The following is a 24177-nucleotide window of genomic DNA, read 5'->3' as shown; positions in this document are numbered from 1 at the left end:
TCGACTGCTCACGCCTTGGTGATGCGGCAGGCGAAGCACTTGTAGGCCTGCTGGCCGGAGACGTTGTCGAAGTAGCGGTCACTGACGAGAAGGTTCGCCGACTCGTACCGTTCCGTGCCTGAGGCGTCCCCCACGACCTGGGCCGGGCCGAAGGTACTGGGCACGAAGATCGTGTCCTTCCGGATGCCGTCCCACAAAAGCGCCGTGCCGGTGACCGCTCCGCGGGGGCTCTCCACCCGGACCTCGTCCCCCTCGGCGATACCGTTGTTCCGTGCCGTCCGTGGATGGATCTGGATCAGCCGCACCCCGTTGAGCTGCTTGCCCGTGGGGGTCCACTGGGTGACCGAGGCGAAGTGCACCACGCTGGGGCGCCCGGTCATCCCCATCAGCGGATAGTTTCTGTGCACCGATGCATCGCCCTTCACGCCCAACCGCACCTTCGGGGTCTTGGCATGGGGGTTGACGGGGTTGGTGACGAACTCGTCGGTGTACTCGATGGTCGGGTTCCGCCCGGTCACCTCGGGGTGTGTGTAGAAGATCGGCAGGGCCGAGTGGCCGACGCCAAGGAGGCTCTCTTCCAGTTCGTCGGTGTAGATCTCGGCCTTTCCCGAGGGTGTGAGGAAGCGTTTGCCCTCGTTGCCGTCTCCCAGGGACGCGGCTGCCTCGTACCAGCTCGGGTGATCCATGTACATCGTGCTCACCCCGGGGTGCTCCGTGTTCGGGCAGGGCCAGCGCAACGGTTCGTTGCGGGCACGCATCCGTTCAGCGCTCATGCCCTTCATCCCGGGGGTGTGGTCGACGAACTGTGACCACAGCGTCTGGTAGTCCTTCCACTCGGTCGGGAAGGCATCGCTCCAGTACCCCCGAGGGCTGCTGGTGTCCGCCTCCTCCAGGGCGTGGGCGAGGTCGATCCAGATCTCCCAGTCCGGACGTGACTCGCCGACGCGCCGTACCGCCTGGTCCTGCCACCGGATGCCACGGTCGTCGCGGCGCATGTACACGCCCTCCATCTCCAGTCCGCTGCACACGGGCAGGACGATGTCGGCGAAGTAGGCGGCCTCTTCCATGAACAGTCCGGTGTAGACGTAGAAATCGAGCTTCTCGAACGCCGCACGGACCTTGCCGGTGTTGGCTGAGGACAGCAGGGGGTTGCCCTCGGTGATAATGGCCTTGAGCTGGTAGGGGCGCTCCTCGAGGATGGACTCGGCGAAGTAGTCGGGGCCCACCGGCAGTGCCTCGGTCACCTCGGGAACGCTCACCTCGAGCGAGGGCAGGTGCAGTTCTCCGGGCCAGGTGTTGTGCATGAAGTTGCAGCCGCCGCCGGGCCGCCCGATGTTGCCGGTGATCGCCGCGAGGAAGGTCAGGCAGCGGTAGGTGTCGAACGCCCCCAGCTGGTGAGAGATCCCGGCGTTGCAGACGATGGCGGCGGGTGAGGCGCCGGCGTAGTCCTCCGCGATGCGTTTGATGGTACGGGCGGGTACGCCGGTGATCTTGGCCGCCCACTCGGGAGTGTAGTCCTGTTCGACCAGGTGGGTACGGAGTTCATTGAACCCCAGCACCCAGCGTTCGACGAACTCCGCATCATGCAGATCCCGTGTCACGACGTGGTGCAGGATCGCCAGAATCAGTGCGTGGTCGGTGTGGGGTTTCGGCGCCACCCACAGATCGGCTTGGGCGCCCGTGGGGGTGAGCCGGGGGTCGACCACGACCAGTTGCGCTCCTGTTTCGGCGCGTTGGCGCAGCAGGTACTCGAAGGTCACCGGGTGGGTCTCGGCCTGGTTGGTTCCGAGGAACAGCAGGTAATCGGCGGAGCCGAGGTCATGTTCTCCCGTGGCCTCGTCCACACCGTAGCCGTTGGTGAAGTTCCCCAGCCCGAAGGTGGCGGTCAGGGCGTTGGCTCCGGCGTCGTTGCAGACCGGCCCCACATCGGTGTTGTTGGGGCTGCCCAGCAGGGAGAACAGGCGCGCAACCAGGGCCCCTGTGCCCTGAGGCATGCGCCCGGTGGTGCGGTTGGCAACCGCATGTGCCTCTCCGGCATCACGTAGTTCCACCATCTTTTCCGCGATGGTGCGCAGAGCCGCGTCCCATGAGATGGACTCGAACTCCGAGTCCTTGCTCCCCTTCTTTCCCGAAATCCGGCGCAGCGGTGTGGTGAGGCGGTGCTGGTTGTAAACCAACTCCGGCATCATCTTCGCCTTGACGCACAGGTTTCCGTTCTGAACGGGGTCCTCGTGCTCGCCGCGGATCCCGATGACCCGACCGGATTTCAGAGAGACCTTCATGCCGCAGTGCGAATTGCAGAACTGACAGGCGGCGTCAACAGTCTTATCCGGAGACAGGGCTGCGGACTCCTGAGTAAAGTCGAATCCGTCCTCGCTGACCATGGGTGTGCTTGCCGACCCAGGAGGAGCAGAAGAGGTAACCTGAGGTCCTGGAGCCACAGACGCCTGGGTCTCCGGGGCGCGTAGGCTCAGTGCCGCCCCGGCTCCCATGGCTCCCCCCTGTAGAAAGAAAGAGCGTCGGCTCGGCTCAGATTTTTCAAACACTAATGTTGCCTCCTTCTGTACTTCTCCCGATTCCAAGGGTCAGAAGAAAGGCATGGGAGACGACGACAATGACTGAGTCCAACCGAATCAGACGCGCCCAAAGAGGCCTTGTCGCATTAATTTAAATTTTTAATAACTCCAGCCATCCATCAGCCTTCGAAGACCGGGAATCGGACACAGGTAAAGATGTCACCCGATCGATCGAAATACAACCCTTTGCTCTAACCAGTCTCATTTCAGGGACCGAGTACCTCATTCATTGGTTGACACCGATGAATGAGGCGGGAATCATGGCTTGATTCTCGTCCTGCGCCCCAGCGGCATCACGGTCGGGCTCGGCTCCACTTCGCGGACGCTCGGACGCAGGTGACAGCCTGACCCGTTTTCCCGGGCGACCTCACCAAGAGCAGTGAGGGGAGTGTCGGCATCCTGGCCTGGTGGCCGGAGTCGGCCATTCCAGGATCATCCCCCATGGAGACCTCCGGCACTCCGAAGTCGAGATGGCCACAAGGAGCACGCGTCTGTCATGAACGGGACTCACGACGTCTGATCAGTGGCGCCCCCCAGAGGCACGCCACGAACAGGAGTTCGCGCCAAGAAGGGGCGTCAGTGAGTTGAGGGCACCAGAGCACAGCACGGATCCGCGAGGTTCAGTTCCTCGTCGGGACGTCGGCGTTCGAGCAGGACCACATCCCGCCAGTGACCGCCCACCCGTGCGATGCGCTCGTGTACACCGACCGTGCGGTAGCCCGCTGAATGATGCAGGGCCAGAGCGGCCTTGTTCTCCGGGAAGATCGAAACCTGCAGGGACCAGAGTCCCCGCGCGTCGGCCTCGGTGACCTGCCGATGGAGTAGAGCCTTGCCCACACCCTGCCTTCGGGCGTCCTCCGCCACACAGACCGATGTCTCGGCGACGCCGGCGTATATCTCGTGCGAAGAGACCGGGGTCGCCGCCGCCCACCCCAACAGCGCCCCCTCCTTCTCCGCGACCCAGCGGTGGTTCCGCAGCCATGCCTCCCCCAAAGAGTCGGCTCCGGGGGTTCGCGGTTCGAAGGTGGCCTCGTCAGCCGCGGTGTCCTCGGCGTAGATGCGGGCGACCGATTCCATGTCCTCGACACGCATAGGCCTGACGACCAGATTCTCGGGAAGGTCGGTGGGACAACAGGGGCGTGACCCGAGAAGCCCCATGACGGCGTCGGCGGCGTGCGGCAGGCCCGTGCAGCAGGCGGGGTTGACCGTGACCCGGGTCGAGGTGCCCACCTTGGTCAGGGTCACGAAGCCGACCTCAGAAAGCTTGCGCAGGTGGTGGGAGGCGGTTGGTTGACGGATGCCCACCGCCTTGGCGAGTTCTCCGACGCTGATCGCCCCCGGGTACGTGGCAACGGTGTGCAGCAGTCGTACACGCATCGGCTCGGCCAGGCAGGCGAACCAGGCAGCGTAGGTCTCCGCCTCCTGCGCCGGGAGCGTCGCGGCGGCGGACTCTGGGGAGAGCGTCGTCATGTCCATGCCTCCATTGTCCTTGGGGACTTTGATCGCCTGCGACCCAGATTGTGTTCATTGATGTGCTTCTATACAGTACTAGTAAATAGACATGTATCGATAGAAGGGTGAGGCGTGGTCGACGAACATCCAGTCGTGGTCATCGGCGCCGGTCCCGTGGGGCTCGCCGCGGCAGTGGAGCTGAATGATCGAGGGCTTCCTGTCCTGGTCCTGGAGAAGGGGAGCACGCCCGCCGCGGCGGTGCGCGAGTGGGGGCACGTGCGCCTGTTCTCCTCCTGGCGCGACCTGGTGGACCCGGCTGCGGAGAAGCTGCTCACCGCCACCGGCTGGCAGCGCCCGGACGACGCGGGCTATCCGACCGGCCGGGAATGGGTGGAGCTGTACCTGAGGCCACTCGCGCAAGTCCTGGGCCAGAAGGTCCGCCTGGGTACTGAGGTCACCGGCGTCAGCCGCCTGGGCCGGGACCGAGTGGTCGACGCCGGGCGCGAGAAGCTTCCCTTCACCTTGCGGATCCGCACGCAGCAGGGGGAAGAGCGCCTCCTGGCCAGCGCGATTGTGGACGCCTCCGGGACGTGGGGCTCCCCCAACCCCGTTGGTGGCGACGGCTTGCCCGCGCTGGGCGAGGCGGAAGCCGCCGAGCGGATCTCCTCCCGTATCCCCGACCCGTCCGACGCCTCCACCCGGGCCCGTCATGCCAACCGCACCACGGCGGTCGTCGGCAGGGGGCACTCGGCGTTGACCGCCCTGGTCTCCCTGGCCGCGCTGGCAGAGAAGGAACCCGGAACCCGCGCGGTGTGGGTGCTGCGCCGTGACCAGGTCGGTGATGCCTTCGGAGGAGGAGCGGCCGACCAGCTCGCCGCGCGCGGCGCCCTGGGCATGCGTGCCAAGACGGCTGTGGAGGCCGGGCACATCGACGTGGTGACGGGGTTCCGAACCGCCGAGGTACGAACGGACCAGGACGGACGCCTGGTTCTGGTCGACGAGGGCGGCCGCGCCCTGGAGCCGGTGGACGAGGTCGTGGCGTTGACCGGGTTGCGCCCCGACCTGTCGATCCTGTCCGAGGTCCGCCTGGGGCTGGACCCCGCGCTGCAGGCGCCGGTCGAGTTGGCACCGCTGATCGACCCGAACGTGCACTCCTGCGGCACCGTCTACCCGCACGGCGCCAAGGAGCTGTCCCACCCGGAGGAGGGGTTCTTCCTGGCGGGAATGAAGTCCTACGGGCGCGCGCCCACGTTCCTGGCCCTGACCGGCTACGAGCAGGTGCGCAGCATCGCCGCCCACCTGGCCGGAGACCACGAGAGCGCGGCCCGGGTGGAACTGACACTGCCCGAGACCGGGGTCTGCGGCGGTGCGGGGCTGTTCGACGTCCCCGAGAGCACTGACGAGGGTGGGTGCTGTGGCGACCCGGCCGTTTCCGAGAGCAGTGGCACAGCGCATAGCTCCGCCCCCGGTGAGGAGAACCCGCAGCCGCAGGGGGCTGCTGTTCGGTCCCTGGCCCACAAACGGTCGAACTGACCCGCCCCGCATCGGTTCCGTGACACACCCCGGGAAAACCACTCCGGTCGGCCCACTCGAGCGCTGACCGCTGTGCGGATCCGCCGGGGGCTCGTGGCCCTGTGCGTCGCCGTGACCACGAGCTACGGGGCGCTGTTCTACGCGTTTCCGGTCCTGGCCCCCGCCATCACCGCAGATACCGGCTGGTCCTTCACCACGGTCACGGCGTTCTTCTCGGCATCCCAGGTGATGGCCGGGTTGAACGGGGCCATGGCGGGACGGTGAGTTCAGCACCGGGGACCCCGGCCAGTCATGGCCACAGCGGTGCTGCTCGCCTTTCCTGCTTTGGTATTGCGGCTACCCGGCGGCGTTCGTGCTCCTCAGCTCGCTCGCCTCGGCGATGATCGCTCTGGCCAGTAAACCGGCCACCTCCGTGTACCGGCCAAGAGCCTCGTCTCGTTGAAACCCTCTCCGTCGGCCAGGAAGAGCCGCACATGAACGAGCTCTCTCCGCTGCCTCGGGAAGCTATCCGGTTCCAGAGCGAAGTGGAGCGGGCACGGCCCCGCTCCACCTCTCAGCCCTTATCAGCGGTCAGCGGTGAACCTCTTGCGCCAGGCCAGTGAGACGTAGACCAGGGCGACGAGCACCGGGACCTCGATCAGCGGGCCGACCACCCCGGCCAGCGCCTGCCCGGAGGTGACGCCGAACGTGGCGATCGCGACCGCGATGGCCAGTTCGAAGTTGTTGCCCGCGGCGGTGAAGGCCAGCGTGGTGGTGCGGTCGTAGTCCATCCCGATCGCCTTGCCGAAGGCGAAGGTACCGAACCACATGAGGGCGAAGTAGGCCAGCAGCGGGAGGGCGATGCGGGCCACGTCCAGGGGCTGGTCGGTGATCCTCTCCCCCTGCAGGGCGAACAGCAGCACGATGGTGAACAGCAGCCCGTACAGCGCCCAGGGGCCGATCCGGGGCAGGAACGCCGACTCGTAGCGCTCCCGGCCCATCCTCTTCTCGCCGAGCGTGCGGGTGAGGAACCCGGCCACGAGCGGGATGCCGAGGAAGATCACCACGTTGAGGGCGATCAGCCAGGGGGACACGTCGAGTCCGCCGGTGTCCAGGCCCAGCCAGCCGGGCAGCAGGTCCAGGTAGAACCAGCCCAGGGCGCCGAAGACCAGCACCTGGAAGAGCGAGTTCAGGGCGACCAGGACGGCGGCGGCCTCGCGGTGCCCGCAGGCCAGGTCGTTCCAGATGATCACCATGGCGATGCAGCGGGCCAGGCCGACAATGATCAGGCCCGTGCGGTACTCGGGCAGGTCGGCCAGGAAGACCCAGGCCAGCGCGAACATCACCGCCGGGCCGACGACCCAGTTGACGACCAGGGAGGTGAGGAGCAGGCGCCGGTCGCGGGTGACGGTGTCCAGGCGGTCGTAGCGGACCTTGGCCAGGACCGGGTACATCATCACCAGCAGACCGATCGCGATGGGCAGGGAGATCCCGCCGATCTCCATCGCGGCCAGGAGTTCGTTCAGTCCGGGCACCAGGCGGCCCAGGCCCAGACCGATCGCCATGGCGAGCAGGATCCACACCGCCAGGAACCGGTCCAGGGTGGACAGCTTCGCCACCGCGGAGACGTCAGCGCTCCCGGGGGTGGTCTCGGGGGTGGTCTCGGGGCGCCCCATCAGCAGGGCCGCCTGTTCTGCGCGGCACCCGTGGAGCGGGCGGTGGCCGCCAGGTCGGCCAGCCCCGAGGAGAGGGACTCCAGGACCTGCGGGCGCAGCCGGTAGTAGGTGAACCGGCCGCACGGCTCGGTCTCGACCACCCCGGCCTCGCGCAGCAGGCGCAGGTGGTTGGACAGGTTGGTCTGGCGTGCGCCCGTCTCGGCCGTCAGGTGCGTGGTGCACAGGGTCTCGCGGGCGAGCAGGGTGACGATCCGCATCCGGAGCGGGTCGGCCAGGACCTTCATCAGGTCATCATCAACTGACATCAGCATGCGCTGATATTATCCCATCGACCGTCACCGGTGCGCCCCCGGGCACGCCCCCCGCCGTCGAGGGGCGCCCCGGGACAGTACCCACCGTCCCCGAACCGGAACAGAGGCACCCACCATGGTCGGAACCGACAAGCCGTCCGTCCTGTTCGTCTGCGTGCACAACGCCGGACGCTCCCAGACGGCAGCGGTCAGGGCGTGGCGGCCGTGCGTCCCAACCGCGACGACATCGAGCAGCGTGTGCGCAAGCTTCTGACGGAGTTGGGGTCGCTCTTCGAGCCCGATCCGACCTGCTCCTCGGAGCGAGTACCGGGTGGGCGTCCTTGAGGTGACTCCTGACTGACCTCGCCCGCTGACGGTGAGAACAGGTGGGTCAGCCGGCACGATCATGCCCCACTGTGAAGGCCTCGCGGACGTGCCGCCCCGCGCGGTTGGTGGCCGAGGCAGGGGAGCCCGGTTCGGGTTCGCGTCCCAGGAATCCGTGGGCGAGGCCACGGCCGAAGACGAGGGAGGTGGGCACGCCGACCGCGCGTGTGCGGCACCCGAACACCTCGCCCTGTTCGCGTAGGAGGTCGTGTTCAGCGGTGACGATGACCGTAACGGGCAGCCCGTCCAGGTTCGGAGCCAGCAACGGTGACGCCTCGGGGCGGGTTCGGTCGGCATCGGCCAGGTAAAGGGTGAACATTCGGTCGAGCAAATCCCTGGTGCTGGCAGCAGCCGAGGAAGCCCCTGCCTGCGGGGCCGCTCTCAAATCCAGCGCAGGATAGACGAGCAGTTGCACGGCCAGATCGGGTCCCTCGTCGCTGACGGCCAGGCGCAGAGCGGTAGCGGCGGCGATCTGCCCACCCGCACTGTCACCGGCTACTCCTATGCGGGTTCGGTCCACGCCGAGGGCGTCGGCGTTGGCCGTGGCCCAGCGGAGAGCGGCCTCGGCGTCATCGATCGCCGCCGGGAAGGGATGTTCGGGTGGTCTGCGGTAGTCCACCGAGACGACGGCCGCTCCACAGGCCAAGGCGAGGGTACGCGCGACCGGATCGTAGGAGTCGACGTCTCCGAGGACCCATCCTCCGCCGTGGAAGTAGACCAGCAACGGCAGAGCCGCCCCCGCGTCGGGCAGGTACAGCCGCGCCCGCAGGCCGGCGACGCTGAGGTCGCGCACGCGGGCCAACTCGGCCCTGGGGAGCCGGGACATCTCCTCGACGTGTGCTTGGCGGGCTTGTCGAACCCAGGCCGAAGTGCCGGGCGAAGGCATGGATCTCCTTGCAAAAGCAGTGGTCGTGATGAGTGCGTCAGGTGATCGGACGATCGGAACCGTCGTCGGCGCAGGGAACTGTGCCGGAGTCGCTCTCCTCGTCTCGAGGACGTTCCAGCAGAACGGTGTCGCGCCAGCGGCCGTTGGGCAGGCGATGCGTTCACGCGGGCCGACCGTGCAAAAGCCCGACTGGTGGTGCGGGGACAAGGATGCGCGGCTCTCGGGGAAGATCGAGGTCTGCAAGGTTCACAGGACGCCGTCGTCGGCCTCGGTGCCCTGCCGACACAGCAGTGCCTTGCCCGCACCGCGACCGCGCACGTCCTCGGCGACACACACGGACGTACCGGCCACCCAGGTGTAGACCTCGCGGTCGGAGACTGGCGGGACGGCGACCCAGCGGCGTTCGGCCGTCCACTGGTCCTTCAACGCGTCTACGTCAGGGGCCCCCGTCCTGGAGGTGGCGTGGTCGGTGGCGATGCCCTGCCCGTTGAACCAGGCGGCGTAGGTCTCGGCGTCAGTCGACGCAAGCGAGCCTTCGGTGTGTTCGAGCGGCGCAACGGTCATGCCCTCATTATCGACGAGGATCTATGGTTGTGTCTATCGATTCGCATCGATAGAGTCCTGATTCATAGGCGCAAGTCGATGAAACAGGAGAAGCGTCATGGCTGACGAGCGTCCCATCGTAGTGATCGGAGCCGGCCCCGCAGGACTGGCGGCAGCAGCGGAACTGGTCGCGCGAGACCTGCCCGTCCTGGTTCTGGAGAAGGGGGACTCCGCCGGTGCCGCGGTGGCCGAATGGGGGCACGTACGCCTGTTCTCCTCCTGGCGCGACCTGGTGGACCCGGTCGCGGAGAAGCTGCTCACCGCCACCGGCTGGCAGCGCCCGGACGACGCGGGCTACCCCACCGGCCGCGAGTGGATCCAGGCCTACCTGGCCCCGCTGGCCCAAGCCCTGGGCGAGCGGGTCCGCTTCGGCGCCGAGGTGACCGGTGTGAGCCGCCTGGGCCGGGACCGGGTCGTGGACGCCGACCGCGCCGAGCAGCCCTTCACCGTCCGGGTCCGCGCCGCCGCCGGACGGGAGCGCATCCTGGCCCGCGCGGTCGTCGACGCCTCCGGCACCTGGGGTTCGCCCAACCCGGTGGGCGGCGACGGCTTGCCCGCGCTGGGCGAGGCGGAAGCCGCCGAGCGGATCTCCTACCTCGTCCCCGACCTGGCCGACCCCGCCGTTCGGGCACGGTACGCGGGCCGCACCACGGCCGTCGTCGGCAGGGGGCACTCGGCGCTGACCGCCCTGGTCGCGCTGGCCTCGCTCGCCGGGCAGGAGCCCGCAACCCGCGCGGTGTGGGTGCTGCGCCGCGAGGAGATCGGTGACGCTTTCGGAGGAGGAGCGGCCGACCAGCTCGCCGCGCGCGGCGCACTCGGGCAGCGGGCCAAGGCCGCGGTCGAGACAGGGCACATCCGGGTGGTCACCGGTTTCCGCACCGCCGAGATGCGCTCGACGGGTGAAAGCCTCATGCTCGTTGACGAGAACGGCCGAGAGCTGGAGCCTGTGGACGAGGTCGTGGCGTTGACCGGGTTCCGCCCCGACCTGTCCTTCCTGTCCGAGGTCCGCCTGGGCCTGGACGCCACCTTGCAGGCGCCGGTCGAGTTGGCACCGCTGATCGACCCGAACGTGCACTCCTGCGGCACCGTCTACCCGCACGGCGCCAAGGAGCTGTCCCACCCGGAGGAGGGGTTCTTCCTGGCGGGAATGAAGTCCTACGGGCGCGCGCCCACGTTCCTGGCCCTGACCGGCTACGAGCAGGTCCGCAGCATCGCCGCCCACCTGGCCGGAGACCACGAGGCCGCCGCCCGGGTGGAACTGACACTGCCCGAAACCGGGGTCTGCAGCGGCGGAGGCCTGACCGACGAGCCGGCCCCAGCGGAGGAGAGCAGCGGCTGCTGCGGCCCCGCACCCGAAACCGTGAAGGAGTCCACGACGCAGGAAGGCGACTGCTGCGGCGGCCTGGCCGTCTCCGAACCGTCCGTGCTCTCCGCCCCAAACAGCGGCGCCGCGACCGACGAGGCGGCGGCCCCCTCCACCGGGAGCGGCTGCTGCTCCGCCGCCTCGTCGCAGAAGGCCGAGTCGGCCGAACCGCTCCGAGTCTCGTGACCCGTGCCTTGGCCCAGGTCTCCGGCGCGCCCACGATCACTCCCACGGTCGGGGCACGCCGGGGTCTGGTGGCCCTGTGCGTCACCGTGACCACCAGCTACGGGGTGCTGTTCTACGCCTTCCCGGTCCTGGCCCCGAGCATTGCCGCCGACACCGGGTGGTCCCTGACCACGGTGACCGCGCTGTTCTCCGCCTCCCAGGTCGTGGCGGGGCTGGCGGGGATCCCGATGGGCCGCTGGGTGCAGGCCCGGGGCCCGCACCCCGCGATGACGGCAGCAGCCCTGCTCTCGGTCCCCGCCGTGACGGCCTTTGCCCTGGCCCCGAACCTGTGGGTCTTCGCCGCTGCCTGGCTGATGACGGGAGCGGCGATGGCCGGTTTGTTCTACCCTCCGGCTTTCGCCGCCCTGACTCACTGGTACGGGCAGGGCAAAGTACGAGCTCTGACCACGCTGACCCTGGCCGCAGGTCTGGCCAGTACCATCTTCGCTCCCCTGACCGCAGCCCTGGAGCAGGCATGGGGGTGGCGGAGCACCTACCTGCTGCTCGCGGCTGTGCTGCTCGCCGTGGTGGTACCCCTGCACGCGTTCGCCCTACCTCGGGATTGGACACCCAAGGACGGTGGACACCAGGAACGCCGGGAGCAGGGGGTGGGCACCGTCTTGCGAAGCCGGGCGTTCTGGGCGCTGACGACGGCTCTGACCCTTGGGTCCTTCACTGTCTACGCTGTCGTGGTCAACATCGTCCCCTTGGTGGAAGGACAGGGCTTCGGCACGCCACAAGCCGCCTGGGCTCTGGGGGTGGGCGGTCTGGGGCAGGTGCTCGGCCGCCTGGTCTACGCGCCCCTGGAACGGTGGACCGGGCCGGCGCCCCGCGCCGTGGCCGTGCTAACCGCCTGTTCGGTGACCACTTTTCTCCTGGCGCTGGTGCCGGGGCCCCTGGGCCTGGTCCTGGCCATCGCGGTGCTGGCGGGTATGGCACGCGGCATTCTCACTCTCCTACAAGCCACCGCTGTCTCCGACCGATGGGGAGCGGAGCACTACGCCACCCTCAACGGCATCATGCATACTCCGCTCATGCTGGCCATCGCGCTGGCGCCCTGGGCAGGCGCCGCCCTGGCCGGCCCGATGGGCGGATATCCGGCGGTGTTCACGGTGCTGGGAGCCCTGGCAGCGCTCGGCGCGCTGACCGCCCTGGCCACTCGTGTTAGGAGCGGACAGGCACACCTGTCGCAGTCATCGGGGCAGATCCGATCACGGCGGTTTGTTCGAGGGCAGTAGGGGCCTGTGCGTAGGAACGACGAGTGTGCGGCTGCTGGTGGAACCGGTCCAGGAACGCTGCGCTCACCTGGGCGAGCGCGAACGTGTCGGGCCGGGTCGGGTGGTGGTGACCGCGGGACGAAGTGACATCCGTGCGAACACCGGACGTACCCCTGGTGAAAGCGATTGACCTCCAGATTCAACTCAGCGATTGTTGACTCAATGAAGATTGAGTATTCTCTGGAACGTCGGGCCGCTCTTCACGCCGCCCTGGCCGACCCCGCCCGTCTGGCCATCACCGACACCCTGTGCACCGGCGACGCCTCGCCCTCGGAGCTGGGCAAGCTGTTAGAGATGCGGTCCAACCTCATCGCCCACCACCTGCGTGCGCTGGAGGAGGCGGGACTGGTCACCCGGTCCCGCTCCGAGGCCGATCACCGCCGCGTCTACCTCCGCCTGCGCCCTGAGGTGCTCGGCGCCCTGGTCCAGGCCTCCCTGTTGCGCGCCCCGCGTGTGGTCTTCGTATGTATCCGCAACTCGGCCCGCTCCCAACTGGCCGTCGCCCTGTGGCGGGACCACAGCTCCGTTCCAGCTGTCTCGGCCGGAACCCGGCCCGACCCGCAGGTTCACGAATGCGCCCTGAGCACCGCGGATCGGCACGGTCTGCGCATCGACGCTGACCGCACCGCCGATGTCCAGGACGTGCTGCGCCCCGACGACCTGGTGGTGGCGGTCTGCGACAGCGCCCACGAGGAACTGCCCCGTACCCGCGCCCGGCTGCACTGGTCGGTTCCCGACCCGGTGCGCGCCGGCACCGAGGAGGCGTTCGAGGACGCCTTCGCCCAGATCAGCGACCGCATCGAGCGGCTCGCACCCGCCGTCCACCCGGAAGGAACGCCATGAGCGCCCAGCCCCGCCAGTTCACCGTCGACCAGCAGTACGCCCTGAAGGTCGCCTCCAGCCGCCTCGCCGAGGAGTTCACAGGGGTGTTCAACACCGAGACCATCGAGAGGTTCCTGCACTCCAGCTACGACCAGTTCGCGGCCCGGGCCACCATCGCCCAGTTCCTGCCGCTGCTGGCCGAACGCTTCGCGCGCCAGCGCCTGGGCGCCCTGGCGCGGATCGAGCACAAGGTGGACGACGGGCGCCCCGTCGTGCTGTTTCTGTGCACGCACAACGCCGGGCGCAGCCAGATGGCACTGGGCTTCTTCCAACACCTGGCTGGGGAGCGTGCGATCGCCTGGTCGGGTGGGACCGAGCCGGGCCGGGAGGTCAGCCCGGCCGCCGTGGAGGCCATGAAGGAGGTCGGCATCAACATCTCGGGTGAGTTCCCCAAACCCTGGACCGACGAGGTGGTGCGCGCCGCCGACCTCGTGGTCAGCATGGGCTGTGGGGACGCCTGCCCGATCTTCCCGGGCAAGCGTTACGAGGAGTGGACGCTGGCCGACCCCGAGGGCCAGGAGCTGACCGCCGTGCGGTCGATCCGCGACGAGGTCGAGAACCGGGTCCGCGCGCTGCTGGCCGAACTGGAGATCACCGTATGAACGCGGCCTGCGGGCCTACTCTGTGGTCTCGGACCCGCACGCGACCCACAGGCGGGCCGTGCGTACGCTCTCCCATATCGTCGGGCAATATCGGAGAGTCGGATCTCCCCGGAGAAGGAGTTGAACTGTGCACACGCCCCTGGCTCCCGTAGCGGCGGGCACACGGACGGGGCGGCGGTGAGCAGCCGAGCCACGGGTGAGCACGGCACGGTCGGCGAGGTCTTCCGTGCATTCCTCCTGCTGGGGGTGACCTCGTTCGGCGGACCGGTCGCGCACCTGGGCTACTTCCGCGACGCCTTCGTGGTGCGGCGCCGTTGGCTCAGCGAGTCCGCCTACGCCGATCTGGTGGCGCTGTGCCAGTTCCTGCCCGGCCCGGCCTCCAGCCAGGTGGCGGCGATGAGAACGGCCACCGGGGAGAGTACGAGTATGTCACTTGCCAGGCTGGTCACGGACGAGAAACCCATCAGGGGAATCTATCCTGATCTGTTCCGGCGTATCAAGCCGATCTGATAAATGCAGGATGCTGTGTCTTCGGATAGCTGGTTATCGGCCGCAGCGAATACGGCTCTTCGAAATTGGCCAAGAGGGTATGGGTGCGCACAAGTCTGGATCCGTGTGTCCCTTTGCTTTGTTCGGTCCTTCGCCAGGTTCGCTCCTCTTGGTGGTCAGCACTGCCTCGTCCACTTCCTCTGTCTGACCGGGCCCGGTCAGGGCCACGAAGGCGCGGGCGAGGTCAAGCGCGTACACGCGGTTCTCACAGATGATCAGGCTGGTGGGGTGGATCTGAGTGCACCCATCCGTAGGGGCGCAGCATGGTGCCTTCGGTGCGGGCGGGGGCGGCTTGCGCGATCAGGTGCAGCGCCGTGGTGATGTCATCGGTGCCGGCTCACGTCTTGCCTTTGGGGGCAGAGCGTGCTCACGGTCACCGAGAACCGATGGATGCGGAGTGTGGACGCTCTCACCTGCTGGGAGCGGGACCGGTTGTTCGGTATGGCGCCGATCCTCGAGGAGCACTACCGTGGAAACAGCGAAAGCGGGCTCCCGAAGGAACCCGCTTCGAAGTTGATCTCCCAGATATCTCCCACAGTGGGATGATCATCTTCGCCGCTACAGCCAGATAACTCTCTGACCTGCGGTGCTGCTTGTGGGCGATACAGGACTCGAACCTGTGACCCCTACCGTGTCGAGGTAGTGCTCTAGCCAACTGAGCTAATCGCCCCAGTGGAACTGGGAGGTGGAGACGGGATTTGAACCCGTGTAGACGGCTTTGCAGGCCGCTGCCTCGCCTCTCGGCCACTCCACCGAGTATCCGTGGGGCGGTTTCCCGCCCCAACGTCTCCTCCGAGCGGACGACGGGATTCGAACCCGCGACCCTCACCTTGGCAAGGTGATGCTCTACCAGCTGAGCCACGTCCGCTTGCTGCTCGGCCCGGCCCCGCTTGCGCGGGCCCCGCCTTGCTGCTGATAAAGACTTTAGCGGAGATTCGACAGACGGCAAATCGGAGCTCGTCGAGGGCGGTGCGGCGGTCGCCTTGGAAGGTGCGCGCAGGCGGTAGCGTCCGCCTCGTGTGGCCCGGGTAGACAGGGGGCACACCCTCGGAGGGCGGAGCGGACGGAGCGGCATGGACATCCCCGTGGCGGACGGTTCGGCGTGCGGTGGTCACCGCGGCGCCACCTCGTGGGCGCGGGCGCGCGAGGTGGCCCGGCGGCTGGGGGAGGAGCTGCGCTCCCCGGTGCGCGACCTTCCGCTGGAACGGGCCCTGGGCGGTGTGCTCGCCGCTGACCTGAGGGCGCTGGTGGGGTCGCCCGCCTTCGACGCCTCGGCGATGGACGGGTTCGCGGTGGCGGGGGAGGGGCCGTGGACCCTGGTGGGGACCCAGTTGGCCGGAACCCCCGTGGCCGGGCTCTGCCTGGGGGAGGGCGAGGCCGTGGAGATCGCCACGGGCGCCCGGGTGCCGAAGGGGACCGAGGCGGTCCTGCCCTACGAACTGGCCGAGACGGCCGAGGGCCGGGTGCGGGGCGAGGCCCACCGGGGCAGGCACGTGCGCTGGGCGGGTGAGGAGACCGCCCCGGGCGAGACGGTGCTGGAGGCGGGCACCGAGGTGGCCCCTGCGGTGCTGGGACTGGCCGCGAGCCTGGGCCACGACAGCCTTCCGGTGCGCCTGCCGACGGTGTCGGTACTGGTCACCGGGGACGAGATCGCCACGGGCGGGCTGCCCGGCGAGGGTGTGGTGCGGGACGCGATCGGCCCGCTGATGCCCGGCCTGGTCGCCTGGGCCGGCGGGCACCTGGAGCACTCCCGGGTGCTGGGCGACGGTTACCGGGACCTGGGCGAGGCCCTGACCGAGGGCGGGTCCGATGTGGTCGTGGTGTGCGGGTCCTCCTCGAAGGGCCCCGCCGACCACCTGCGCGGGGTGCTGCGGGAGGCGGGTGCGCAGCCAGTGGTGGACGGTGTGGCCTGCCGTCCGGGGCATCCGCAGCTGCTCGCCCGCGCCGGAAACACCGCGTTCGTGGGGCTGCCCGGCAACCCGAACGCCGCCCTGGTGGCCTCCCTCACGCTGCTGGTGCCGCTGCTGTGCGCGATGTCCGGACGCACCGACCCGACGAGGGCGGGGACGGCCCCGCTCTCCGGCGAGGTGCGTTCGAGGCCCGAGGACACCCGGCTGGTCGCGGTGCGGCTCCGGGAGGGCCGGGCCGAACCGGTCGGCCACGACCGGCCGGGCAGCCTGCGCGGTGCGGCCCTGGCCGAGGCGTACGCGGTGGTGCCTCCCGGCTGGACGGGCGCGGAGGTGGAACTGCTGCGGCTGCCCTGAACCGTTCCGCCGTCCGTTCCCGGGATCCGGCCGTCCCCGGACACAGATCGGCCCCCGGGGTTCTCCCGGGGGCCGAACGGTTCGTTCCATGACGGGCTCGCCGCACGTCTGCGGGAGGCGGTCTGCGGCTACCTCGCGGTCTCGGCGGAGCCCGTGTCCGCGGGGGTCTCCCGGGTCCCGTCGCCCCCGTCCGCGGAGGCGTCTGCGGCCTCGGATCGCCCGTGCTGCACCACCTCGGGCTCCTGGGCCTCCACCGCGGGGTTGCCGCGTCCGCGCAGCAGGAACCAGGCCTGGAACGCCGCCGCCAGCACGATCACCACGGCGATGACCGAGGTCAGGTGCATACCTTCGGTGAACGCCAGCCGTGCCGAGTCCATCAGCGCCGCCCCGCTGGTACCGCCCAGGTCGGCGGCGGTGTTGGCGGCCCCGCCCAGGGTCTCCCGCGCCGCGTCGGTGGCGTCGGTGGGAACCCCGTCCACCTCGGTGAGGTGGTTGCGGTAGAACGCGGTCAGGACGCTGCCCAGTACCGCGACGCCCAGTGCCCCGCCCAGCTCGTAGGCGGTCTCGGAGATCGCGGAGGCGGCGCCCGCCCGCTTGGGCGGGGCGGCCGACATGATCGCCCCGTTGGTGAGCGTCTCGGCGAAACCGGCACCCAGGGCGATCAGCAGGAAGGCCGTGACCACGAGGCCGATACCGCGGCTGACGTCGTCGGCGGGGGTGAGCACCAGGGTGGCGAACCCGGTCGCCGTCACGAGCAGGGAGGCCCCGATCACGGTGGCCAGGCTCAGGTGCCGCGCCACCCGGGCGGCGATCAGGCTGGCCACGACCGACAGGACCAGCCCCGGCAGCAGCACGACGCCCGCGCGCATCGGTGAGACGCCGAGCACCAGCTGCAGGTACTGGGTGAGAAAGAACAGCGACCCCACCATGGAGAACACGATCATCAGGTTGGTGACCACGGCCACGCTGAACACTCGGGACCGGAACAGGTCCACGTCGATCAGCGGGTCCCTGAGCCCGCGCTGCCGCCGGACGAACAGGTAGCCCACGGCCAGGCCGAACACCAGGGACAGGATCGGCAGGAGTTCGGGGCCCTCGGTGGCCAGCTTCTTGATGCCGTAGACGGCGGGCAGCATGGCGCCGAGCGAGAGCACGACGCTGAGCAGGTCGATCCGGCTGGAGTCGGGGTTGCGGGACTCGCGCACCAGCAGCGGCACCAGGCCCAGGATCAGCGCCATCACGGGCAGGTTGATCAGGAAGACCGAGCCCCAGAAGAAGTGCTCCAGGAGCCAGCCGCCCAGGATCGGGCCGAGGGCGGCGCCGCCGGAGAACCCGGAGGCCCAGATCGCGATGGCCAGCAGCCGCTGGCGCGGGTTCAGGAAGATGTTGCGCAGCAGGGACAGGGTCGAGGGCATCAGTGAGGCCCCCGCGACGCCGAGCAGGGCCCGGGCGAGGATCAGGGTCTCGGCGTTGGGGGAGAAGGCGGCCAGCAGGGAGGCCGTGCCGAAGGCGGCCGACCCGGCCATGAGCAGGCGGCGCCGTCCGATCCGGTCGCCGAGCGACCCCATGGTGATCAGCAGCCCGGCCAGGACGAAGCCGTAGATGTCGATGATCCACAGCAGCTGGCCCGAGGTGGGTTTCAGTGCCTCGCTCAGGGCGGGCACGGCGAACCCGAGCACGGTCATGTCGACCGAGATCAGGACGACGGGCAGGACCAGGACGGCGAGTGCCGCCCACTCGCGCGGTCCCGCGAGCGCGGGCGGGCCCCCGTGGTCCCCGTGCGCGCGGGTGGTGCCGTTGCCGGCCTCGGCGGAACTCATCTTTCCCTCTCGGTCGGTGGGTGTCGCGCCGCTCGGAGTGAGGGGCGTGCGGGGCCCGGAGGGGTGTCGGTGCCATCCGGGCGGGGCGGGAAGTCTGGTCGACCGAGGGTGAGGACACGGCTCGGGACTCTTCAACCGTCCAGACGGTACAGTACCGTCCAGCCGGTACAGTGTCAATCGTGAGCACATCGAACACACGCGAGCGCATCCTCGACGCCCTGCAGGACATCCTGATCAGCGACGGCTACTCCTCGGTGACCCTGGAGGCCGTCGCCAGGGCGGCCGAGGTGTCCAAGGGCGGCCTGCTCTACCACTTCCCGTCCAAGGCGGACCTGATGGACGGACTGGTCAAACGCCTCGGTGAACTGGCCGAGGCCGAGTTCGCCGAGGCCAGGGAGAGCGAGGAGGGGGTGGTCCGGGTCTTCCTGCGCACCTCGACGCCGCAGAGCACCGAGGAGAGGGAGCTGTACTGGTCGGTCATCGCCGCCCTGCGCAGCCACGAGGATCTGGGGGAGGAGTCGGTCCGCTACGTGCAGTACCTGTTCACCCACTGGGGCGAGCTGCTGCACGAGGAACTGACCGACCCGGTCCTGGCGGAGACCATCCTCCGCGCCGGCGACGGCCTGTACATGGCCGAGATCGCCGGGCTGCCCAGGCCCGACCCCGAGCTCACCCGGCGGATGATCGACCGGCTGGTCGAGGAGTCGGACCGGGTGCGCCGCAAGCGCTGAGCGGGTCCGGTCGGAGCCGGTCCCGCGGCACCCGGACCCCACCCCGCCCGGTCAGCCACGCGACGGCCTCGCCGAACATCCCCGGCAGCTCCGGGGGTGTCCTCCGGGCCGCTCCGGCGCAGTCGCACGGGCCGTCCTCCTCGCGGCTTCTGGGATCATCGTGGTCGGTACGTCCCGGTGGCCCCGGCCTCGGCGGGGCGTTCCGTTTTCCGCCGCCCGGGGGCGGGTATTGCGCGGGGACGAGTGCCGGGCGCCGGGCGCGGACGGTGTCGAGGACCCTTGCCCACAGGTGCCGGTGGTTGTCTCTGGAAGGTGACGGTGTGGTGCTGTTCACGTGTCCCGGAACGTGGTTTACTTCCCAGTAACTTCGTTGCCGCTACCGGGCTCCGGGCACCTCGGAAGCCCGCCGAACTGGCGAGGTGAGGTGTGCACTACCTCGATATGCGGGGCGTGCCGTGTCGAACGGGAGGCTTCCCTTGGCAAGACTGTTCACACCCCGCCGGAGCGTCCACGGGGTGAGGACACGCACACGGGAGAGCGGGGAGCGGATGCACAGGCTCACCAACCAGGTACGGCCGTACGCCTGGGGAGCGCGCACCGCCATCCCGCGCCTGTTGGGAACCGAGCCCGACGGCACGCCGCAGGCGGAGCTGTGGCTGGGCGCCCACCACGGCGCCCCCAGCACCGCCCACTGCGACGGCGGTCCCCGGCCCCTGCCCGGCCTGATCGCGGAGGACCCCCGCCGCGTGCTCGGCCCCGGCACCGCCGAACGCTTCGGCGCCCGCCTGCCCTACCTCCTCAAGTACCTGGCCGCCGAGGCGCCGCTCTCCCTCCAGGTGCACCCCGACGCGGCCCGGGCCCGCTCCGGCTACGAGGCCGAGGAACGCGCCGGGATCCCGGTCGACGCACCCCACCGCAACTACCGGGACCCCCACCACAAACCCGAACTGCTCCTTGCCCTGGAACCCTTCGAGGCGCTGTGCGGCTTCCGTGAGCCCGCCGCCACCGTCGCCGACCTCATCGGCCTGGACAACGAACTGGCCGACCTGCTGCGCCGGGACCTGTCCGCCGCCGACACCCACGGCGCGCTCCGGGCCGCGCTCACCCGCCTGCTGACGCTTCCCGAAGCCGACCGCGGCCGACTGATCGGCGACTTCGTCCGGGAGTGGTCCGGCAGGGGCAGACGCGGCGCCCACGCCGAGATCGTCGTGGACCTGGCCGACCGCTACCCCGGCGATCCCGGCGCGGTCGCCGCGCTCCTGCTGAACCGGGTCACCCTGTGGCCCGGGCAGGCCCTCTTCCTCCCCGCGGGCAACCTGCACGCCTACCTCCAGGGCACCGCGGTCGAGGTGATGGCCAGCTCCGACAACGTGCTCCGCGCCGGTCTGACCGCCAAGCACGTCGACGCCCCGGAGCTGCTCGACGTGGTGGACTTCTCCGTACTGCCGATCCCGTACGCCCAGCCCGGTTTCCTGGACGGCCGCCGCGAGTTCCGCCCGTCCGCCCCCGAGTTCGCCCTGCACGAGATCGGCCCCGGCCGGATCGCCGCCCACCTGCCCGGCGACGGCCCCACCGTGGTCCTGGCGCTGCACGGCAACGTGGACCTGGTCGCCGAGGTCGGCGAGGGGGTCACCCTGCGCCGCGGGGAGTCCGTGTTCGTCCAGGCCGACAGCGGACCCATCAAGGTCGAGGGCCACGGCCACGTCGTCGCCGCCACCGTCGGGGAGCACTGAGGGCCGGGGCGGGGCACCCGACGGGACTGGCAGAGAACACCGGGCACCACCGATAGCCTGGGCCCTTCTGTCCACGTGTTTCCAAGAGGGGGACCCCACCATGGCGCTCGAGCGTCCCGAGATCGACTTCATCGAGGGCCCGCCGCCCGCGGACCTGGAGATCACCGACATCACGGTCGGCGAGGGCGACCAGGCCGGGCACGGCAGCACCGTCAGCGTGCACTACGTCGGCGTCGCGCACTCCTCCGGTGAGGAGTTCGACGCCAGCTGGAACCGTGGCGAGCCCCTGCGCTTCCGGCTGGGCTCCGGTCAGGTCATCTCCGGCTGGGACCAGGGCGTCATGGGCATGCGCGTCGGCGGCCGCCGTCAGCTGGTCATCCCGCCGCACCTGGCCTACGGCGACCGTGGCGCCGGCGGCGTCATCAAGCCGGGCGAGACCCTGGTGTTCGTCGTCGACCTGGTCGACGTCAACTAGGTCTCCGAGCACAAGGGCCCGTGCCGCGCTGGCGCACGCGGCACGGGCCCTCCCTTGTTCCCGCTAGCTACCCAAGGGTTGCGCCCACCTTCACGTGGCCCTTGAGCAGGTCGCGGGCGATCGTGCGGCGCTGGATCTCGTCGGTGCCCTCGAAGATGCGCAGCAGCCGGACGTCCCGGTAGAAGCGCTCGATGGGCAGCTCGCGGGTGTAACCCATGCCGCCGTGGATCTGCATGACGCGGTCGACGATCTCGTTGGCCTTCACGCCGCCGAACAGCTTGGCGATCGACTGGGCGTGCCGCGAGTCCTTGCCCTGGGAGACCTGCCAGGCGGCGTGCAGCACCAGCAGGCGCAGCGCCTCGATCTCGGTCTGGGAGTCGGCGATCATCCACTGGATGGCCTGCCGGTCCGCGATGGGCGCGCCGAAGGTCTCGCGGGTCTTGGAGTAGTCGACGGCCATGTCGAGCAGGCGCTCGCAACCGCCCAGCGCGCGGGCGGGCAGCAGGTAGCGGCCCTTGCCGATCCACTTCATGGCGAGGGAGAAGCCGTACCCCTCCTCGCCGAGGATGTTCTCGTGCGGGACGCGCACGTCCTGGAAGATCAGGGCGGCCGGGCGGCGCTCGCCCATGGTGTCGATGGGCTCGGAGGTCCAGCCCATGTCGCGGTCGACGAGGAAACAGGTCACCCCGCCGTTGGCGCCCTTCTCGGGGTCGGTGACCGCGAAGACCATGGCGAAGTCGGCCTCGTTGCCGCCGGTGATGAAGGTCTTCTCACCGTTGATCACCCACTCGTCGCCGTCGCGGACGGCCTTGGCGCGGATGGCCTTGGCGTCGGAGCCCGCGTTCGGCTCGGTGATGGCGAAGCAGGACTTGCGCTCGCCCTCGATGGTGGGCAGCAGGTAGCGGCGCTTCTGCTCCTCGTTGGCGTAGTAGAGGATGTTGTCGGCCTCACCGCCGAATTTGAAGGTGAGGAAGGTCCGGCCGAGTTCGATCTCGATGAGGGCCTCGCTGATCGCGTCCAGCCCCATGCCGCCGTACTCCTCCGGGGTGGCGACCCCCCAGAAGTCCGACTTGCGGGCCAGTGCGCGCAGCCGGTTGTTCTCCTCCCGGGTCAGGCCGGGCGGGTGGCCCTCGCGCTCGCGGCGCAGCACCTCGTTCTCCAGCGGCATCAGCTCCCGCTCGACGAAGGTTCGCACCCAACTCTGGACGGCGCGCTGCTCTTCGCTCAGTGAGAAATCGATCACGGCTGCTCCCAAGTAACCTAACGCTGTTCGGTTATTTGAGGGTACGTTGTGCCCCCTTGCCCGCGCAAGGGTGGAACCGAACGGTGTGAGGTGGCAGGTGGAACCACTGATCCCCCCGGGGGGAGTGGGCCGTTCCGGCAGGTCCCGCGGGGTTCCGGGCCGATCCCGGGCGGTCCCCGGCGGGAAGACGGGTCGTGGCGCAGGGGTGGGCGGGCCGCGGTGGGGGCCGCCGAGCGGCAGAATACGGAACACGCCGTGCGATGATCGGCGCGGATGCCGGACGGACCGGCCCGACGGCGCAGTGCAGAAGGAGAGCCTTTCCGTGGCCCGACCCAAGACACCGATGCTGAGCAAACCGGCGATCCGCGAGGCCGCGCTCACGCTCATCGACCGGGACGGGCTGGAACAGCTGTCCATGCGCAAGCTCGCCCAGGAGCTGGCCGTCCAGGCCGCCTCGCTCTACAGCCACTACCGCACCAAGGAGGAGCTGCTCAGCGAGGTCGCCGAGGTGGTCACCACACACATCGACGTGTCCGGTTTCGAGGGCGGCGACTGGCGCGGGGGCCTGGCCGGATGGGCCCGCTCCTACCGGAGGGCCCTGGCCGAGCACCCGAACCTGCTCCCGGTGATCGCCGCCGGACCCGGCCGCCGGGAGGAGGCGCTGCGCCGCGCCGACGCCGTGCACGGCGGGCTCGTGAGCGCGGGCTGGCCGCCCCGCTACGCCACGATGATCGGGGCCTCCACCAAGTACCTGGTGGTGGGCGCCGCGACCAACTCCTTCGCGCGCGGGTTCGACGACGACGTCCGGGTCTACCAGGACCGGTACCCAAACCTGTCGCAGGCCCACCGGCTGCCCGAGGTCGCCGCGGAGATCGACGAGGACAGCTTCGAGCTGGCGCTGACGGCCTTCCTCGACGGTCTGGTCCCCGTCTACGACCGGGTCCGGAGCTCCGCCGGGGACGGCGCCGGGCACTGAGCCGCGAGGCGGGTCCGGGCGGATCCGGGCGGGTTCGCGCCCCGGGTCAGGGGGCGGGGGCCATCGAGTCGATCCACGCGCAGAGCAGGTCGAGTCCGGCCTCGCCGCGTCCCCGGTCGCCGGTGACGAGGTAGTCGGTCTCCAAGCCGGAGAACGCCGAGTTCAGCAGGGTGGCCAGGCTGAGCGCCCGGTCCTCGGGGACCCCGCGCAGGGTCAGGCAGGAGGCGACGAACTCCGCGCGCCCGCGCACGAACCCCGCGCCGGCCGCGGGCAGACGGCCCGAGGCGGCGAGCCCCTCGATCTCCCGGATGAGCCGGGTCATGGGCAGTTCCTCGCCGAGCCCCCGCCGCCAGGCGTCCCGGACGATACCGCTGACCGGGACCGCCGGGTCCTCCCAGCCCTTCGTGGCGAGCAGCGCCCGGTGCTGGCGCTCGTCCAGGCGGGCCAGGACCGCGGAGAGCAGCTCCTCGCGGTCGGCGAAGTGGTGGGTCAACACGCGTGTGCTCTGGCCCAGGCCCTGGGCGAGGCCGCGCAGGGTGAAACCGGTGATCCCGGTGTGCGCGAGCTGTTCGATGACGGCGTCCAGAACCTCGCGGCGCCTTGCGGGGTCAGCTTTCCGGGCCATGTCCACCTCCTGGGCCAACTCTGGCACACGGAT

General features: G+C 69.6%; 20 protein-coding genes, 3 tRNA genes and 2 pseudogenes. 13 read left to right on the top strand and 12 right to left on the bottom strand.

The features are described 5' to 3' along the window. Positions 1–8: 8 nt before the first annotated feature. Both ACUKCB_RS13075 and ACUKCB_RS13070 read right to left on the bottom strand, forming a co-directional pair. Complete coding sequence (locus ACUKCB_RS13075; protein ID WP_473040755.1) at positions 9–2384, bottom strand: molybdopterin-containing oxidoreductase family protein; 2376 nt, start codon at positions 2382–2384, stop codon at positions 9–11. 768 nt (positions 2385–3152) lie between these two features. Beyond that, complete coding sequence (locus tag ACUKCB_RS13070; protein WP_473040993.1) at positions 3153–4046, bottom strand: helix-turn-helix domain-containing GNAT family N-acetyltransferase; 894 nt, start codon at positions 4044–4046, stop codon at positions 3153–3155. Positions 4047–4160: 114 nt separating this feature from the next. Here ACUKCB_RS13070 and ACUKCB_RS13065 point away from each other — a divergent pair, with 114 nt between their 5' ends. Further along, positions 4161–5561: an FAD-dependent oxidoreductase gene (locus tag ACUKCB_RS13065; RefSeq protein ID WP_473040754.1), complete on the top strand. Its 1401-nt coding sequence runs from the start codon at positions 4161–4163 to the stop codon at positions 5559–5561. A gap of 72 nt (positions 5562–5633) precedes the next feature. After that, the gene (locus ACUKCB_RS13060) at positions 5634–5825 is read left to right on the top strand and encodes a hypothetical protein (protein WP_473040753.1); all 192 of its coding nucleotides are present in this window, start codon (positions 5634–5636) and stop codon (positions 5823–5825) included. Positions 5826–6124: 299 nt separating this feature from the next. On the opposite strand, the gene arsB is transcribed toward ACUKCB_RS13060, so the two are convergent. Together arsB and ACUKCB_RS13050 are read right to left on the bottom strand one after the other, a co-directional pair. Then, positions 6125–7216 carry an ACR3 family arsenite efflux transporter gene (gene arsB, locus ACUKCB_RS13055; protein WP_473040752.1) on the bottom strand — a complete coding sequence of 364 codons (1092 nt, stop codon included), beginning with the start codon at positions 7214–7216 and terminating at the stop codon, positions 6125–6127. Continuing rightward, positions 7216–7500, bottom strand: coding sequence for an ArsR/SmtB family transcription factor (locus tag ACUKCB_RS13050; protein ID WP_473040927.1), 285 nt, complete (start codon positions 7498–7500; stop codon positions 7216–7218). Before ACUKCB_RS13050 ends, arsB begins: the two co-directional genes overlap by 1 nt. A gap of 142 nt (positions 7501–7642) precedes the next feature. Here ACUKCB_RS13050 and ACUKCB_RS13045 point away from each other — a divergent pair. After that, positions 7643–7726 (top strand): annotated as a pseudogene (locus ACUKCB_RS13045) (phosphotyrosine protein phosphatase); the annotation flags it as partial. A 171-nt stretch (positions 7727–7897) separates the two neighbouring features. Here ACUKCB_RS13045 and ACUKCB_RS13040 read toward each other — a convergent pair. Further along, positions 7898–8776 carry an alpha/beta hydrolase gene (locus tag ACUKCB_RS13040; RefSeq protein WP_473040751.1) on the bottom strand — a complete coding sequence of 293 codons (879 nt, stop codon included), beginning with the start codon at positions 8774–8776 and terminating at the stop codon, positions 7898–7900. A gap of 246 nt (positions 8777–9022) precedes the next feature. Continuing rightward, the gene (locus tag ACUKCB_RS13035; protein WP_473040750.1) at positions 9023–9340 is read right to left on the bottom strand and encodes a GNAT family N-acetyltransferase; all 318 of its coding nucleotides are present in this window, start codon (positions 9338–9340) and stop codon (positions 9023–9025) included. A 97-nt stretch (positions 9341–9437) separates the two neighbouring features. Between ACUKCB_RS13035 and ACUKCB_RS13030 the strand changes: the two genes are divergently transcribed. From ACUKCB_RS13030 to ACUKCB_RS13010, 5 genes and pseudogenes are all read left to right on the top strand, one after another. After that, positions 9438–10928, top strand: coding sequence for an FAD-dependent oxidoreductase (locus ACUKCB_RS13030; RefSeq protein WP_473040749.1), 1491 nt, complete (start codon positions 9438–9440; stop codon positions 10926–10928). Then, positions 10925–12205 carry an MFS transporter gene (locus ACUKCB_RS13025; protein ID WP_473040748.1) on the top strand — a complete coding sequence of 427 codons (1281 nt, stop codon included), beginning with the start codon at positions 10925–10927 and terminating at the stop codon, positions 12203–12205. Before ACUKCB_RS13030 ends, ACUKCB_RS13025 begins: the two co-directional genes overlap by 4 nt. A 201-nt stretch (positions 12206–12406) precedes the next feature. Continuing rightward, positions 12407–13087, top strand: a complete 681-nt coding sequence (locus ACUKCB_RS13020; protein ID WP_473040747.1) for an arsenate reductase/protein-tyrosine-phosphatase family protein — start codon at positions 12407–12409, stop codon at positions 13085–13087. Further along, positions 13084–13728 (top strand): arsenate reductase ArsC, encoded by a 645-nt coding sequence (locus ACUKCB_RS13015; protein ID WP_473040746.1) that lies wholly within the window; start codon positions 13084–13086, stop codon positions 13726–13728. Before ACUKCB_RS13020 ends, ACUKCB_RS13015 begins: the two co-directional genes overlap by 4 nt. 177 nt (positions 13729–13905) lie before the next feature. Continuing rightward, positions 13906–14118, top strand: a pseudogene (locus tag ACUKCB_RS13010) (chromate transporter); the annotation flags it as partial. Positions 14119–14873: 755 nt separating this feature from the next. On the opposite strand, the gene ACUKCB_RS13005 reads toward ACUKCB_RS13010, so the two are convergent. The 3 genes from ACUKCB_RS13005 to ACUKCB_RS12995 form a co-directional block, all read right to left on the bottom strand. Beyond that, positions 14874–14947: transfer RNA gene (locus tag ACUKCB_RS13005), tRNA-Val, on the bottom strand. Positions 14948–14960: 13 nt separating this feature from the next. Beyond that, a tRNA-Cys gene (locus tag ACUKCB_RS13000) sits at positions 14961–15031 on the bottom strand. A 41-nt stretch (positions 15032–15072) separates the two neighbouring features. Continuing rightward, positions 15073–15145: transfer RNA gene (locus ACUKCB_RS12995), tRNA-Gly, on the bottom strand. A gap of 205 nt (positions 15146–15350) precedes the next feature. Between ACUKCB_RS12995 and ACUKCB_RS12990 the strand changes: the two genes are divergently transcribed. Next, the gene (locus ACUKCB_RS12990; RefSeq protein WP_473040745.1) at positions 15351–16541 is read left to right on the top strand and encodes a molybdopterin molybdotransferase MoeA; all 1191 of its coding nucleotides are present in this window, start codon (positions 15351–15353) and stop codon (positions 16539–16541) included. Positions 16542–16669: 128 nt separating this feature from the next. Here the strand turns inward: ACUKCB_RS12990 and ACUKCB_RS12985 are convergent, their stop codons facing one another. Beyond that, positions 16670–18361, bottom strand: coding sequence for an MFS transporter (locus ACUKCB_RS12985; protein WP_473040744.1), 1692 nt, complete (start codon positions 18359–18361; stop codon positions 16670–16672). Positions 18362–18540: 179 nt separating this feature from the next. Between ACUKCB_RS12985 and ACUKCB_RS12980 the strand changes: the two genes are divergently transcribed. The 3 genes from ACUKCB_RS12980 (at position 18541) to ACUKCB_RS12970 (ending at position 21300) form a co-directional block, all read left to right on the top strand. Further along, positions 18541–19092, top strand: a complete 552-nt coding sequence (locus ACUKCB_RS12980) for a TetR/AcrR family transcriptional regulator (RefSeq protein WP_452548490.1) — start codon at positions 18541–18543, stop codon at positions 19090–19092. Positions 19093–19640: 548 nt separating this feature from the next. Then, a complete protein-coding gene (gene manA, locus ACUKCB_RS12975) occupies positions 19641–20825 on the top strand; it encodes a mannose-6-phosphate isomerase, class I (protein WP_473040992.1) in 1185 nt (394 codons plus the stop codon). A 100-nt stretch (positions 20826–20925) separates the two neighbouring features. Continuing rightward, complete coding sequence (locus ACUKCB_RS12970) at positions 20926–21300, top strand: FKBP-type peptidyl-prolyl cis-trans isomerase (protein WP_191273208.1); 375 nt, start codon at positions 20926–20928, stop codon at positions 21298–21300. 67 nt (positions 21301–21367) lie between these two features. Here ACUKCB_RS12970 and ACUKCB_RS12965 read toward each other — a convergent pair whose 3' ends face one another. Beyond that, a complete protein-coding gene (locus ACUKCB_RS12965; RefSeq protein WP_473040743.1) occupies positions 21368–22543 on the bottom strand; it encodes an acyl-CoA dehydrogenase family protein in 1176 nt (391 codons plus the stop codon). 322 nt (positions 22544–22865) lie between these two features. Between ACUKCB_RS12965 and ACUKCB_RS12960 the strand changes: the two genes are divergently transcribed. Then, entirely contained in the window at positions 22866–23519 is a 654-nt protein-coding gene (locus tag ACUKCB_RS12960) for a TetR/AcrR family transcriptional regulator (protein ID WP_473040742.1), read from the top strand. Between the two features lie 46 nt (positions 23520–23565). On the opposite strand, the gene ACUKCB_RS12955 is transcribed toward ACUKCB_RS12960, so the two are convergent. Continuing rightward, entirely contained in the window at positions 23566–24144 is a 579-nt protein-coding gene (locus tag ACUKCB_RS12955; RefSeq protein WP_473040741.1) for a TetR family transcriptional regulator, read from the bottom strand. Positions 24145–24177: the final 33 nt, after the last annotated feature.

This window comes from Nocardiopsis moroccensis (assembly GCF_055763695.1).
Note: the sequence above shows the minus strand (reverse complement) of the source record. Positions and strands in the feature narration are given on the sequence as shown.